Source organism: Limimaricola litoreus (assembly GCF_024159025.1).
Lineage (GTDB): Bacteria > Pseudomonadota > Alphaproteobacteria > Rhodobacterales > Rhodobacteraceae > Limimaricola > Limimaricola litoreus.
On sequence record NZ_JAMYXC010000301.1, the window covers coordinates 1 to 14,295 of the forward strand.

The 14,295-nt window shown below is 67.4% G+C and carries 14 protein-coding genes; 8 read left to right on the plus strand and 6 right to left on the minus strand.

Annotation, left to right across the window (positions count from 1 at the left end):
• A partial coding sequence (locus tag NHG85_RS18280) for a peptidoglycan -binding protein (protein WP_253335119.1) occupies positions 1-779 on the plus strand: 779 nt, incomplete at its 5' end.
• Positions 780-782: 3 nt separating this feature from the next.
• Here NHG85_RS18280 and NHG85_RS18285 read toward each other — a convergent pair.
• From NHG85_RS18285 to gloB, 3 genes are all read right to left on the minus strand, one after another.
• Entirely contained in the window at positions 783-1,763 is a 981-nt protein-coding gene (locus NHG85_RS18285; protein ID WP_253335121.1) for a M23 family metallopeptidase, read from the minus strand.
• Between the two features lie 172 nt (positions 1,764-1,935).
• Positions 1,936-4,269, minus strand: coding sequence for an ATP-dependent Clp protease ATP-binding subunit ClpA (gene clpA / locus NHG85_RS18290; protein WP_253335123.1), 2,334 nt, complete (start codon positions 4,267-4,269; stop codon positions 1,936-1,938).
• A 202-nt stretch (positions 4,270-4,471) separates the two neighbouring features.
• On the minus strand, positions 4,472-5,233 hold the full coding sequence (gene gloB, locus NHG85_RS18295) for a hydroxyacylglutathione hydrolase (protein ID WP_253335125.1): 762 nt from the start codon (positions 5,231-5,233) through the stop codon (positions 4,472-4,474).
• 95 nt (positions 5,234-5,328) lie between these two features.
• On the opposite strand from gloB, the gene NHG85_RS18300 reads away from it, so the two are divergent.
• The 7 genes from NHG85_RS18300 (at position 5,329) to NHG85_RS18330 (ending at position 11,675) form a co-directional block, all read left to right on the plus strand.
• Positions 5,329-6,090: a hypothetical protein gene (locus tag NHG85_RS18300; RefSeq protein WP_253335127.1), complete on the plus strand. Its 762-nt coding sequence runs from the start codon at positions 5,329-5,331 to the stop codon at positions 6,088-6,090.
• Positions 6,091-6,347: 257 nt separating this feature from the next.
• Positions 6,348-6,914 carry a F0F1 ATP synthase subunit delta gene (locus NHG85_RS18305; RefSeq protein ID WP_253335129.1) on the plus strand — a complete coding sequence of 189 codons (567 nt, stop codon included), beginning with the start codon at positions 6,348-6,350 and terminating at the stop codon, positions 6,912-6,914.
• Positions 6,914-8,452 (plus strand): F0F1 ATP synthase subunit alpha, encoded by a 1,539-nt coding sequence (atpA, locus tag NHG85_RS18310; protein WP_253335131.1) that lies wholly within the window; start codon positions 6,914-6,916, stop codon positions 8,450-8,452. The genes NHG85_RS18305 and atpA overlap by 1 nt, the downstream gene beginning before the upstream one ends.
• Positions 8,453-8,482: 30 nt before the next feature.
• Positions 8,483-9,355, plus strand: coding sequence for a F0F1 ATP synthase subunit gamma (locus NHG85_RS18315; protein ID WP_253335133.1), 873 nt, complete (start codon positions 8,483-8,485; stop codon positions 9,353-9,355).
• A 22-nt stretch (positions 9,356-9,377) separates the two neighbouring features.
• Entirely contained in the window at positions 9,378-10,802 is a 1,425-nt protein-coding gene (gene atpD, locus NHG85_RS18320; RefSeq protein ID WP_253335135.1) for a F0F1 ATP synthase subunit beta, read from the plus strand.
• A 12-nt stretch (positions 10,803-10,814) separates the two neighbouring features.
• A complete protein-coding gene (locus NHG85_RS18325) occupies positions 10,815-11,252 on the plus strand; it encodes a F0F1 ATP synthase subunit epsilon (protein WP_253335137.1) in 438 nt (145 codons plus the stop codon).
• Between the two features lie 72 nt (positions 11,253-11,324).
• Positions 11,325-11,675, plus strand: coding sequence for an H-type lectin domain-containing protein (locus NHG85_RS18330; protein ID WP_253335139.1), 351 nt, complete (start codon positions 11,325-11,327; stop codon positions 11,673-11,675).
• Between the two features lie 66 nt (positions 11,676-11,741).
• Here NHG85_RS18330 and NHG85_RS18335 read toward each other — a convergent pair whose 3' ends face one another.
• The 3 genes from NHG85_RS18335 to ettA form a co-directional block, all read right to left on the minus strand.
• The gene (locus NHG85_RS18335) at positions 11,742-11,942 is read right to left on the minus strand and encodes a hypothetical protein (protein WP_253335141.1); all 201 of its coding nucleotides are present in this window, start codon (positions 11,940-11,942) and stop codon (positions 11,742-11,744) included.
• Between the two features lie 208 nt (positions 11,943-12,150).
• On the minus strand, positions 12,151-12,357 hold the full coding sequence (locus tag NHG85_RS18340) for a cold-shock protein (protein ID WP_253335142.1): 207 nt from the start codon (positions 12,355-12,357) through the stop codon (positions 12,151-12,153).
• Between the two features lie 270 nt (positions 12,358-12,627).
• Complete coding sequence (gene ettA / locus NHG85_RS18345; protein WP_253335143.1) at positions 12,628-14,283, minus strand: energy-dependent translational throttle protein EttA; 1,656 nt, start codon at positions 14,281-14,283, stop codon at positions 12,628-12,630.
• Positions 14,284-14,295 lie beyond the last annotated feature (12 nt).

Sequence of the window (14,295 nt, forward strand, 5' to 3'; positions counted from 1 at the left end):
GCCGCGCCGCGCTTCTGGCGACGGCGCGCGCCGCGCTGGCCGAGGGCGAAAGCGCCTCGGCGGCACAGCAGCGCCGGGTCGCGGCGCTCAATGCGCAGGTCGCGGCTCTGCGCGAGGACGTGGCCGAGCTGCGTGGCCTGCTGGGGCAGGCTGAAACGAGCGAGGCCGTGGCGGAGGCCGAGATCGAGGATCTGGGCCGCCGTCTAAACACCGCGCTGGCCCGCGCCGCCGCCGAGGAGCGCCGCCGCCGCGAGCTCGAGGAAGAGGAGCGCCGCCGGCTGGAGGAGGAGGCCGCAAGGCTTGCCGCCGAGGCCGAGAATCTGGAGCGCTACCGCTCGGATTTCTTCGGCGAGCTGCGCGGCATGCTGGAGGGCGAGGAGGGGGTGCGCATCGCGGGGGACCGCTTCGTCTTCTCCTCCGAAGTGCTGTTCGGCCAGGGCGAGGCGACGCTGTCGGAGGCGGGCAAGGCCGAGATCGCCAAGGTGGCGGCACTGCTGCGCCGGATCGCGGCGGAGATACCAGATGGCATCGACTGGGTAATCCGCGTCGATGGCCATACTGACGACATCCCGATCCGCGGCGGGCGCTACGCCGACAACTGGGAGCTGAGCCAGGCGCGGGCCTTGTCGGTCGTGCGCTACATGAGCGAGGAGGAGGGCATTCCGCCCCAGCGGCTCGCGGCCAACGGCTTTGGCGAATACCAGCCGCTCGATCCGTCGGGCACGGCTGAGGCGCGGGCCCGCAACCGGCGGATCGAGCTCAAGCTGACCGAGCGCTAGGGCTCATTCTTCGAGCGAAAGCGTGGCCCGCCGCTCAGAGAGGGGCGCGCCGTCGCGCAGGAGCGTCACCTGCCCCTCATAGGTGCCGATGGGCCAGCCCCCTTCGGGCGCGCGTCGCCCGCTGGCGCGAAACAGCTGCGCCTGGGTCTTTTCCAGCGGCATCTCCTGATCGACGACCCGGCCCTGCGGTCCCTCGACCACGAGGTGCATGACATCGCCCGCCCGGCCGCCAAAGACGAAGCCCCAGAGCACCAGCGGCGCGTCGCTGCGGACCTCCTGTTCGGCGGTGCCGCGCTGCAGGTCGAGATAATCGGGCACGCCGGACGCGAAGCCCGCATCGAGCAGCCCGCCGGGCAGGTAATCGGGCGGCGTCTCCCACAGCGTCTGCTCGGCGGCACCGCATGCGACGCGGTCCTCGGGGTCGAAGGGATCGACCACCGCATCATTGCGACGCACAGCGAAGTGCAGATGCGGAAACTGGCTCTGTCCCGACAGGCCGACCTCGCCCAGCCGGTCGCCGGCGGCGACGCGCTGGCCGACCGCGACCGCGATCGACCCCTGCGCCATGTGGCAATACTGCGTCTCCCAGCCGTTCTCATGGCCGATGGTGACGCCATTGCCGCAATCGCGCCCGTCCAACTCCGGCGCGCCCTCCCAGCCTTGCAGGATGTCGGGCATCTCGTCGCGCAGGCCGAGCACGACCCCCGCCGCCGCCGCGCGCACCTCGACGCCCTCGGCCTGCTGCGCGATGGTCGGCAGGCGGAAATCGGTGCCCTTGTGGCCGTCATAGCTCAGCGGGCCGCAGGCGTAATCGCGCGCCTCCACCCCCGGGTCGGCATCGACGTAGTTCTGCACGGCGCACTCCTCGCCCAGCACGCAATCGATCGGCAGGACGAGGCGGAAGGGCGTCTCCTGCGCGGCGGCGGCGGATGGCAGCAGCAGCAAAAGCGCGGCGGCGCGGGGCAGGGCGGTCGGAGAAGGCATGGCGGGCATCGTGTAACTCCGGCTGCGGGTCGTGGCCGCACAGTGGCGCAGCCGGAGTCACCAGGCCAGTCGCCGCTCGGGTGCGGATCGCGCGCAGGCGAAAACGTGCCAAACGAAAAGCGCGGCCCCCGGTCGGGGGCCGCGCCTGTCACAAGGGATCAGCGGAGTGGCGTCATTCCGCCGTGAGCAGCGGCGGCCGGTCGCCCGAGAGCCGCTTGGCACCGGGCTGTTCGAAGCTGAGCTCGATCTTGTCGTCCTTCACGCCGACCCGGACGAGACCGCCCTTGGTCAGCTGGCCGAACAGAAGCTCCTCGGCGAGCGGCTTCTTGATGTGCTCCTGGATCACCCGGCCCAGCGGGCGCGCGCCCATCTTCTCATCGTAGCCCTTTTCGGCCAGCCATTCGCCGGCTTCGCGCGTGAGCTCGATATGGACATTACGGTCCATCAGCTGCGCCTCGAGCTGCAGCACGAACTTCTCGACCACCGAGATGATCGTCTCGGGCGCCAGCGGCGCAAACGAGATCACCGCGTCGAGACGGTTGCGGAATTCGGGCGTGAAGGTCCGCTCGATCGCGGCCGTGTCCTCGCCCTCGCGCCGCGCCCGGCCAAAGCCGATCGCTTCCTTGGCCTGTTCGGCGGCCCCGGCGTTCGAGGTCATGATCAGGATCACGTTGCGGAAATCCACCGCCCGGCCGTTGTGATCCGTGAGCTTGCCGTGGTCCATCACCTGCAGAAGGATGTTGAACACGTCCGGATGCGCCTTCTCGATCTCGTCGAGCAGCAGCACGCAATGCGGATGCTGGTCGACGCCATCGGTCAGAAGCCCGCCCTGGTCGAAGCCGACATAGCCCGGAGGCGCGCCGATCAGGCGGCTGACCGCGTGCTTCTCCATGTATTCCGACATGTCGAAGCGCAGCATCTCGACACCCAGCGTCTGGCTGAGCTGCTTGGCCACCTCGGTCTTGCCGACGCCGGTGGGGCCGGCGAAGAGGTAGTTGCCGATCGGCTTTTCCGGCTCGCGCAGGCCGGCGCGGGCCAGCTTGATCGCCGAAGACAGCGCCGTGATCGCGGCATCCTGGCCGAAGACCACGCGCTTCAGGGTCGGCTCCAGATCCTTGAGCACCTCGGCGTCGTCCTTGGAGACGTTCTTGGGCGGGATGCGGGCGATCTTGGCGATCACCGCCTCGATCTCCTTGGCGCCTATGGTCTTGCGCCGCTTGCTCTCGGCCACGAGATGCTGCGCGGCACCCGCCTCGTCGATCACGTCGATCGCCTTGTCGGGCAGCTTGCGGTCGTTGATGTAGCGCGCCGAAAGCTCCACCGCGGTCTTGATCGCGTCGGCGGTGTACTTGATCTGGTGGTGATCCTCGAAATAGGGCTTGAGCCCCTTGAGGATCTTCACCGCGTCATCGACCGAAGGCTCGTTCACGTCAATCTTCTGGAACCGGCGGCTCAGCGCGCGGTCCTTTTCGAAGTGCTGGCGGAACTCCTTGTAGGTGGTCGACCCCATGCAGCGCAGCTTGCCGCCCTGCAGCGCCGGCTTCAGCAGGTTGGAGGCATCCATAGCGCCGCCAGAGGTGGCGCCCGCGCCGATCACGGTGTGGATCTCGTCGATGAAGAGCACCGCGTCGGGGTGGTTCTCCATCTCGGTCATCACCGCCTTCAGACGCTCCTCGAAATCGCCGCGGTAGCGGGTGCCGGCCAGCAGCGCGCCCATGTCGAGGCTGTAGATCGTGGCGCCCGAGAGCACCTCGGGCACCGCGCCTTCGACGATCTTCCAGGCGAGGCCCTCGGCGATGGCGGTCTTGCCGACGCCCGGATCGCCCACGAGCAGCGGGTTGTTCTTGCGGCGGCGGCAGAGCACCTGGATGCAACGCTCGACCTCGTGCTCACGGCCGATCAGCGGATCGACATCGCCCTTGCGCGACTTGGCGTTGAGATCGACGCAGTATTTCGCGAGCGCGGAGTCCTTTTCCTCGCTCGACCCGCCGGAGCTGGCGGAGGCGGTGTCTTCCTCGTCCTTTTCGGCCGCACCGGTGATGGGGCGGCTTTCGCCGAAGGCCGGGTCCTTGGCCTGGCCATGGGCGATGAAGTTGACCGCGTCGTAGCGGGTCATGTCCTGCTCTTGCAGGAAATAGGCGGCGTTGCTCTCGCGCTCGGCGAAGATCGCGACGAGCACGTTGGCGCCGGTGACCTCGGTGCGGCCCGAGGACTGCACATGGATCGCGGCGCGCTGAATCACGCGCTGGAAGGCGGCGGTGGGCACGGCTTCGGAGCCGTCCACGTCGGTGACGAGGGTGGAGAGATCATCCTCGATGAAATCCTCGAGCGACTTGCGCAGCTCTTCGAGATCGACGGCGCAGGCGCGCATCACGCGGGCGGCGTCGGGCTCTTCGATCAGGGCCAGCAGGAGGTGTTCGAGGGTCGCGAGCTCATGGCGGCGGGCATTGGCCAGAGCCAGCGCCGCGTGGATGGACTGCTCGAGAGTGGTCGAAAAAGACGGCACGATGATGTGCTCCTCTGATCGGGGGTCCGGGCGGTTGGGTGACCCGCCAAGACCGTGGCCTCTATATTCAAAGATCGGGTTTATCGGCCGCGCTTCAAGTTAAAACTCGCAAAAACCATGTCCGTAACGGTGCGACGTCACGCAGCTGTGTGTTTTGCATGCCAAGACCTCACGATCCGTTGCGACGACGCAGCGGAATGGATCAGAAGCGATCTTTTCTCCCCCGGATCTCCGCAAAGACCTTGGCAGCCGCCTCGCCTTCGAATCCCAGGGCGCGTTGCAATTCGGGCGCATCGGCGCGCAGGAAGGGGTTGGTCGCCCGCTCCTCGGACAGGCGCGAGGGCACGGTGGGCCGGCCTTCGGCGCGGGCTTGGGCGATGGCCGCGGCGCGGGCCTGCAGATCGGCGTTGTCGGGCTCGATGGTGAGCGCGAAGCGCGCATTGGTCTCGGTGTATTCGTGGCCCGAGCAGATCAGCGTCTGGCCCGGCAGGTCGCGCAGGCGGCGCAGGCTGTCCCACATCTGTTCGGGCGTTCCCTCGAACAGCCGCCCGCAGCCGAGCGCCATCAGGCTGTCGGCGGTGAAGGCCATGTGGTCCTGTGCGAAGTGGAAGGCGACATGCCCGATCGTGTGGCCCGGCACGTCGATCACCTCGACCGTCTGGTCGAGGACCTCGAGCGGATCGCCGGGCGAGACGGCGAGGTCGAGCGGCGGCAGGCGGTGCGCGTCGGCGGCGGCCCCGATCACGCGCGCGCCGTCGCGCAGTTCTCCAAGCCCCGCCACGTGGTCGTCGTGGTGGTGGGTGATCAGGATGTCCGACAGCACCCAGCCATGCGCATCGAGCGCGGCGCGGATCGGCGCGGCCTCGGGGGCATCGACCAGAGCGGTGCGCCCCGAAGCGGCATCATGCAGCAGAAAGGCATAGTTGTCCGAGAGGCACGGAACGGTGAGAAGTTCGAGAGGCATGGCGGCACCCGTGTTTTGGTTGCTATGGTAGCACGCAGCTAGACCGGCGTCCGTCACCGGCTCGTGAATTCTGGGTAGAGGACCGCAGGACCGCAATGCATCTCGACGTGCTCGACCTGCGCAATTTCTATTATCGCAGCGCGCTGGGACGCGCGGCGCAGAAGGTGATCCGCGACCAGCTCGTCGAATGGTGGCCCGTGCCGCATGTGCAGGGGCAGACGGTGGCGGGCTACGGCTTCGCGGTGCCGCTGCTGCGCCCCTATCTCGCACAGGCGCGCCGGGTGATCGGGCTGATGCCGGGGCCACAGGGGGTGATGCCCTGGCCCGCGGGCCAACCCAATGTCTCGGTGCTGTGCGAGGAGACGCTCTGGCCGATCCGCACCGGGCAGGTGGACCGGCTTGTGCTGATGCACGGGCTGGAGACCTCGGAACATGCGGGCGCGCTGCTCGACGAATGCTGGCGCGCGCTGGGGCCGGGGGGGCGGGCGGTCTTCGTGGTGCCCAACCGCGCGGGGCTGTGGTCGCGTTCGGATGCCACACCCTTCGGCTACGGGCGGCCCTATTCGCTGGGCCAGCTCGAGGCGCAGCTGCGCGGGCACCGCTTCGTCACCGAACGGGCGATCTCGGCGCTCTACCGTCCGCCAAGCCTGCGGCGCGGCTGGCGCCGCTCGGCGGCGCTTCTGGAAAAGGCGGGGCGGCACATGCCGGTGCTCAACACCGGCGGCGTGCTGATGGTCGAGGCCTCCAAGCAGGTGACGGCGCCGACCCGCCCGGGGCTGACCTCGGCCGTGAAACGCCCTTTGCGGGTGCTCGAGGGGATCGGCGCGCCGGTGCCCGAACCCTCGCGCCGCGGCTGAGCCCGATTCCGCAAGGCGCGGGCAGCATCTGCCGGGCGCGGGCCGCGAGGGCAGGGGCGAAATGTCACACCCCGCCGGGGCAGGCGGGCATGGGCCGCACGCTGCGTGAGAGAGGCTTCAAGGCGGTTGCGACACCCGGGTAGCTCTGCTACATCGCCCCTGATTTTGACGGCCTTCGCCCGCGCGAGGGCCTTGCAAGCTGCCCGACCGTCGCCAGTTTTCCGGCGCGGAATGTCCGGGCCCAAGACTGCGGAAGGGTGGACGTGTCCGAACCAGCATCGATCTCAACCGGCATCGCACAGCGCTATGCCACGGCCGTGTTCGACCTGGCGCGGGAGGGCGACGATCTCGCCGCCCTGACGTCGGATGTCGACGCGCTGCGCGCGGCGCTGGCCGAAAGCGCGGAGTTCCGCGACCTGATCTCCTCGCCGGTCTACAGCCGCGACGACCAGGGCCGTGCGATCTCGGCCATCGCCAAGAAGATGGGCCTGGCGCAGACCACCACCAACGTGCTCGGCCTCATGGCCTCCAAGCGCCGTCTCTTCGCGCTGCCGCAGATGCTGCGCGCGCTCGACGAGAAGCTGGCCGAGGCGCGCGGCGAGGTGACCGCCGACGTCACGACCGCCAAGGCGCTCTCCGACAAACAGAAATCGGCGCTGGCCGCCGCGCTCAAGGAGAGCGCCGGCCGCGAGGTGAAGATCAATCAGACCGTGGATGAAAGCCTCATCGGCGGTCTCGTCGTCAAGCTGGGCTCGAAGATGATCGACACCTCGATCCGCTCGAAGCTCCAGGCACTCCAGAACACCATGAAAGAGGTCGGATAATGGCGATCCAAGCTGCGGAAATCTCCGCGATCCTGAAGGACCAGATCAAGAATTTCGGCCAGGAGGCCGAGGTCGCCGAGGTTGGTCGCGTGCTCTCCGTCGGTGACGGCATCGCGCGTGTCCACGGCCTCGACAACGTCCAGGCCGGTGAGATGGTCGAATTCCCGGGCGGCATCCAGGGCATGGCGCTCAACCTCGAGAACGACAACGTCGGCTGCGTGATCTTCGGCTCCGACCGCGACATCCGCGAAGGCGACGTCGTCAAGCGTACCAACTCGATCGTGGACGTCCCCGCCGGCATGGGCCTGCTGGGCCGCGTCGTGGACGGCCTGGGCAACCCGCTCGACGGCAAGGGCCCGATCGACGGCTCCGAGCGCCGCGTCGCCGACGTCAAGGCGCCGGGCATCATCCCGCGCAAATCGGTGCACGAGCCGATGCCGACCGGCATCAAGTCGATCGACGCCATGATCCCGATCGGCCGCGGCCAGCGCGAGCTGATCATCGGCGACCGCCAGACCGGCAAGACCGCCGTGGCGCTCGACACCGTGCTCAACCAGAAGAACTACAACGACGCCGCCGGCGCCGATGAGAGCAAGAAGCTCTACTGCATCTACGTCGCCATCGGTCAGAAGCGCTCGACCGTGGCGCAGCTGGTGAAGAAGCTCGAAGAGACCGGCGCGATCGAATATTCGATCGTCGTGGCCGCCACCGCCTCGGACCCGGCCCCCATGCAGTTCCTGGCGCCCTACGCCGCGACCGCCATGGCCGAGTACTTCCGCGACAACGGCAAGCACGCGCTCATCATCTACGATGACCTCTCCAAGCAGGCCGTGTCGTACCGCCAGATGTCGCTGCTGCTGCGCCGCCCGCCGGGCCGCGAAGCCTACCCGGGCGACGTGTTCTACCTCCACTCGCGCCTGCTGGAGCGTTCGGCCAAGCTCAACGAGGATCATGGCGCAGGCTCGCTGACCGCGCTGCCGATCATCGAAACGCAGGGCGGCGACGTGTCGGCCTTCATCCCGACCAACGTGATCTCGATCACCGACGGCCAGATCTTCCTCGAGACCGAGCTGTTCTACCAGGGCATCCGCCCGGCGGTGAACACCGGTCTGTCGGTGAGCCGCGTGGGCTCCTCGGCCCAGACCAACGCGATGAAATCGGTCGCGGGCCCGGTGAAGCTCGAGCTCGCCCAGTACCGCGAAATGGCCGCCTTCGCGCAGTTCGGCTCCGACCTCGACGCCTCGACCCAGCAGCTGCTGAACCGTGGCGCGCGTCTGACCGAGCTGATGAAGCAGCCGCAGTACTCGCCGCTGACCAACGCCGAGATCGTCTGCGTGATCTTCGCCGGCACGCAGGGCTACCTCGACAAGATCGCCGTCAAGGACGTCGGCCGGTTCGAGCAGGGCCTGCTCAAGCATCTGCGCACCAACGACCGCGAGCTGCTGGACTGGATCACCAACGAGGATCCGAAGATCAAGGGCGATGCGCAGGCCCGCCTGAGCAAGGCGATCGACGCCTACGCCAAGGACTTCGCCTGAAACCAGCCACGGAACTAGGGAGGCTGGCCGATGCCTAGTCTGAAGGACCTCAAGAACCGGATCGCGTCGGTCAAATCGACCCGCAAGATCACCAAGGCGATGCAGATGGTCGCGGCGGCAAAGCTCCGCCGCGCCCAGGATGCCGCCGAAGCGGCGCGCCCCTATGCCGAGCGGTTCGACGCCGTGATGGCCGGGCTCGCCTCCTCCGTGGGCGGCTCCGACGGGGCGCCCCGGCTCCTTGCCGGCACCGGCCGCGAGGACGTGCACCTGCTCGTCGTCATGACCGCCGAGCGCGGGCTCTGCGGCGGCTTCAACGGCTCGATCGTGCGCAAGGCGCGCATCCGGGCCAGCGAGCTGCTGGCGCAGGGCAAGACGGTGAAGATCCTCACCGTCGGCAAGAAGGGCCGCGAGATGATGCGCCGTGACTATGGCGATCACTTCGTGGGTCACGTCGATCTCACCGAGGTCAAGCGCGTGGGCTATGCCAACGCGCAGGACATCGCGCGCGACGTGCTCGGCCGCTTCGAGGCGGAGGAGTTCGACGTGGCGACGATCTTCTACGCGCGGTTCCAGAACGTGATCACCCAGATCCCGACCGCGCAGCAGATCATCCCGGCCCATTTCGAGGGCGGGGACGAGGCCGACACGGCGCTTTACGACTACGAGCCCGGCGAGGAGGAAATTCTCGCGGATCTGCTGCCGCGCGGTGTCGCGACGCAGATCTTCGCGGCGCTGCTCGAGAACGCAGCGTCCGAGCAGGGTGCCCGGATGAGCGCGATGGACAACGCGACCCGCAACGCGGGCGAGATGATCGACAAGCTGACGATCGAGTACAACCGCTCGCGTCAGGCGGTCATCACCAACGAGCTGATCGAAATCATTTCGGGCGCCGAAGCGCTCTAAAGAGAGAACCGGAGTACAACACATGGCAGCAGCACAAGGCAAAGTGACCCAGGTCATCGGCGCCGTCGTGGACGTGCAGTTCGGGGATCACCTGCCGGAGATCCTCAACGCCCTGACCACGGAAAACAACGGCAAGAAGCTGGTTCTCGAAGTGGCCCAGCATCTTGGCGAGAACACCGTCCGCACCATCGCGATGGACGCGACCGAGGGTCTCGTGCGCGGCGCGACCGTGCTCGACACCGGCAAGCCGATCTCGGTGCCGGTGGGCGACGCGACGCTGGGGCGCATCCTCAACGTCATCGGCGAGCCGATCGACGAGAAGGGCCCGGTCGAGGCGAGCGAGACCCGTCCGATCCACGCCGACGCGCCGACCTTCGCCGAGCAGTCGACCTCGTCCGAGATCCTCGTCACCGGCATCAAGGTCATCGACCTGCTGGCGCCCTACGCCAAGGGCGGCAAGATCGGCCTGTTCGGCGGCGCCGGGGTGGGCAAGACCGTGCTCATCATGGAACTGATCAACAACATCGCCAAGGTGCACTCGGGCTACTCCGTCTTCGCCGGCGTGGGCGAGCGGACCCGTGAGGGCAACGATCTCTACCACGAGATGATCGAATCCAACGTCATCAAGCCCGACGCCCTCGGCGAGAGCCAGGTGGCGCTGGTCTACGGCCAGATGAACGAGCCGCCGGGTGCGCGCGCCCGCGTCGCCCTGACCGGCCTGACCCTGGCCGAGCAGTTCCGCGACCAGTCCGGCACCGACGTGCTGTTCTTCGTCGACAACATCTTCCGCTTCACCCAGGCGGGTTCCGAGGTGTCGGCGCTTCTGGGCCGCATCCCCTCGGCCGTGGGCTACCAGCCGACGCTGGCGACCGACATGGGCGCGCTGCAGGAGCGGATCACCTCGACCAAGAACGGCTCGATCACGAGCGTCCAGGCGATCTACGTGCCGGCTGACGACCTGACCGACCCCGCGCCGGCCACCTCGTTCGCGCACCTCGATGCGACCACCGTGCTCAACCGCGCGATCTCCGAGCTCGGCATCTACCCGGCGGTGGACCCGCTCGATTCGACCTCGCGCCTGATGGATCCGGGCGTCGTCGGCGAGGAGCACTACCAGGTGGCGCGCGACGTGCAGGGCATCCTGCAGCGCTACAAGTCGCTTCAGGACATCATCGCCATCCTCGGCATGGACGAGCTGTCGGAAGAGGACAAGCTGACGGTGTCGCGCGCGCGCAAGATCCAGCGCTTCCTGTCGCAGCCCTTCGACGTGGCCAAGGTGTTCACCGGTTCCGACGGCATCCAGGTGCCGCTCGAAGAGACCATCTCGTCCTTCAAGGCGGTCGTTGCCGGCGAATACGACCACCTGCCGGAATCGGCCTTCTACATGGTCGGCGGCATCGAGGACGTGAAGGCCAAGGCCGAGAAAATGGCCGCTTCGGCGGCCTGATAGGAGGGCTTCATGGCCGACACGCTGCAATTCGACCTGGTCAGCCCGGAACGGAAGCTCGCTTCCGTGACGGCGACCGAGGTGCGCGTTCCGGGCACCGATGGTGACCTGACGGCGATGGCGGGCCACACGCCCACCATCACCACCCTGCGTCCCGGCCTGCTGCAGGTCGTGCATCAGGGCGGCACCGACGACTACGTGATCTCCGGCGGCTTCGCCGAGATCGGCCCCGACAGCGTCTCCGTGCTGGCCGAGCGCGCGCATCCGCGCGGCGAGGTCACGCAGGAGGTCTACGAGGACATGATCGAGGAGTTCGCTTCGGCGCATCGTGACGCGCAGGCGAAGTTCGAGAACGAGCCGGGACCGGTGGACGATACGGCGAAGCTTCTCGCCGACATGGTCGCGGTGGGCACGCATATCGGGCTCGACCCGAAGCAGCCCAATTTTTGACCGATTGGACTTAGGCAAACGAAAGGCCCCGCGCAAGCGGGGCCTTTTCGCGTTCCGGGGGAGGGGAAGGCGATGGTGCAATATCTGCAAGGCCGCTTCGGCATCGATCAGGGCGAGGTGATGCCGTTTTCGGATTTCGAGAATGACGGGCCGATGTGGGCCGGGACGGGCACCCGCGAGGTGCGCAGCCCGATCGCCTTTTCGGTGCCCTTTTCCATGCCGCCGCTGGTGCATCTCGGGGTGACCATGTGGGACATTTCCGAGACCGCGGCAATGCGACTCGACCTGGCATCGGAGGAGATCGGCGCGACGGGGTTCACGCTGCGGGTGCGCACCTGGAGCGACAGCCGGATCGCGCGGCTGCGCGTGGCCTGGATCGCCTTTGGCGCCTGCCGGGACGACGAGCTGTGGGAGGTGGACTGACCGCGGCCCGCGCAAGGCGGCGATGGTTCGGCGCGCCGGGGTCAGGCCCGGCGGGGGACGCCTCGTTCAGGCGAGGCGATGGTTCATGCCGGCGCGGCGCAGGGTGCGCAGCATCGGTACGATCAGCACGAAGATCAGCGCAGAGACCGGCCCGGACGCGATCCAGAGCGCCAGCCCGGTGAGCAGCGGCAAGGCGCCGGTGGCGACCGAGATCACCGCGGCGGTGAAACCGACGAGACTTCCGAGAAGGATGAAGATCGTACCCATGTGTTCTCTCCTGCGATGTCTTTCGACTCTCGTGCCCGAATCCGGCAGCAATATGGCCTGATCGGGGTTCGCAGAAGATGATACCGTGGCAAGGGTTGCCTGGTGGTGAATTCACCGGCATGCGGCGAGGCAAGCCACCCGCGTGACCAAAACGCCCCGGACGCTGTCGCGGCCGGGGCGTTGGTCGGTGTCGCAGATCGAAGGACGATCAGGCGAGCTGCAGGTTCACAGCCGACTCACGGCCGTCACGGCCGGATTCGATGTCGAAGCTGACTTTCTGGTCGTCACGCAGGCCGGTGAGGCCCGAACGCTCGACGGCCGAGATGTGGACGAAGACGTCCTTGCTGCCGCCATCGGGAGCAATGAAGCCGAAGCCTTTGGTGGTGTTGAACCATTTCACGGTGCCAGTGGCCATCGTGTGATCTCCTGTCATGCGCTGCCCACGAAACTGTGGCAGCCCGGCTTGGTCAGTGTCGCATCGAGAGAACTGCAGCCAGTGACGGAGAACAGTGGTCGAGGGAATAACGTTCGCAAGGGGGCGTATGCGCTCGGACGTGCACAAAGGCAAGACAATTCGGTGCGGCAGGGCAGGGCGGCGGATCCCCGCCCATGCCCATGCCTTGCCCCGCGATGTGCCGAACGGCGCGGCATGGGACGGGCGGGAATCACCTCGCCCGCAGTCTCCTCAGCGGGTGAACTTCTTGAACTTGACCCTCTTGGGCTCCAGCGCATCGGCCCCGAGGCGGCGCTTCTTGTCCTCCTCGTAATCCTCGAAGTTGCCCTGGAACCACTCGACATGCGCCTCGCCTTCGAAGGCGAGGATATGGGTGCAGATCCGGTCGAGGAAGAAGCGGTCGTGGCTGATCACCACCGCGCAGCCCGCGAAATCGACGAGCGCGTCTTCGAGCGCGCGCAGCGTCTCGACGTCGAGGTCGTTGGTCGGCTCGTCGAGCAGCAGCACGTTGCCGCCGTCCTTGAGCAGCCGCGCCATGTGCACGCGGTTGCGCTCGCCGCCCGACAGCAGGCTGACCTTCTTCTGCTGGTCGCCGCCCTTGAAGTTGAAGGCGCCGCAATAGGCGCGGGAGTTCATCGAGGCGTCGCCCAGCTCGATCACCTCCGCGCCGCCCGAGATCGCCTCCCAAACGGTGGCGTCGGGCTCGAGGTCGTCGCGGCTCTGGTCGACGTAGGAGAGCTTCACCGTGTCGCCGAACTCGATTCGGCCCTCGTCGGGCTGCTCCTGCCCGGTGAGCATCTTGAACAGCGTCGACTTGCCCGCGCCGTTGGGGCCGATCACGCCGACGATGCCGCCCGGCGGCAGCGAGAACTCCAGATCCTCGATCAGGAGCTTGTCGCCCATCGCCTTCTTGAGGCCTTCGACCTCGATCACCTTGCCGCCCAGACGCGGGCCGTTGGGGATGACGATCTGGGCCTTGCCGACGCGCTCGCGCTCGGACTGGCTTGCCAGCTCCTCATAGGCCGCGATCCGGGCCTTGGATTTGGCCTGCCGTGCCTTCTGGCCCTGCCGCATCCACTCGAGCTCGCGCTGCAGCGTGTTCTGCTTGGACTTGTCCTCGCGGCTTTCCTGCTCCAGCCGTTTGGCCTTCTGCTCCAGCCAGCTGGAATAATTGCCCTCGTAGGGGATGCCCCGACCGCGGTCGAGCTCGAGGATCCAGGAGGTGATATCATCGAGGAAGTAGCGGTCGTGGGTGACGACGAGGATCGTGCCCTTGTACTCGATCAGGTGGTTTTGCAGCCAGGCAATGGTCTCGGCGTCGAGGTGGTTGGTCGGCTCGTCAAGGAGCAGCATGTCGGGCGCTTCGAGCAGGAGCTTGCACAGCGCCACGCGGCGCGCCTCGCCGCCCGAAAGGGTGGAGACGTCGGCATCGTCGGGCGGGCAGCGCAGCGCCTCCATCGCGACGTCGATCTGCGCGTCGAGATCCCACAGGTTCTGCGCGTCGATGTCGTCCTGCAGCTTGGCCATCTCCTCGGCGGTCTCGTCCGAGTAGTTCATCGCCAGCTCGTTGTAGCGCTCCAGCACCGCCTGCTTTTCGGCGACGCCGAGCATGACGTTTTCGCGCACGGTCTTGGTCTCGTCGAGCTTGGGCTCCTGGGGCAGGTAGCCCACGCGCGCGCCCTCGGCGGCCCAGGCCTCGCCCTGGAAATCCTTGTCGATGCCGGCCATGATCTTGAGCAGGGTGGATTTACCAGCGCCGTTGACGCCGACCACGCCGATCTTCACGCCGGGCAGGAAGTTCAGCCGGATGTTCTCGAATGTCTTCTTGCCGCCGGGATAGGTCTTGGACACCCCATCCATGTGATAGACGTACTGGTAGCTGGCCATCGGGGAACTCCT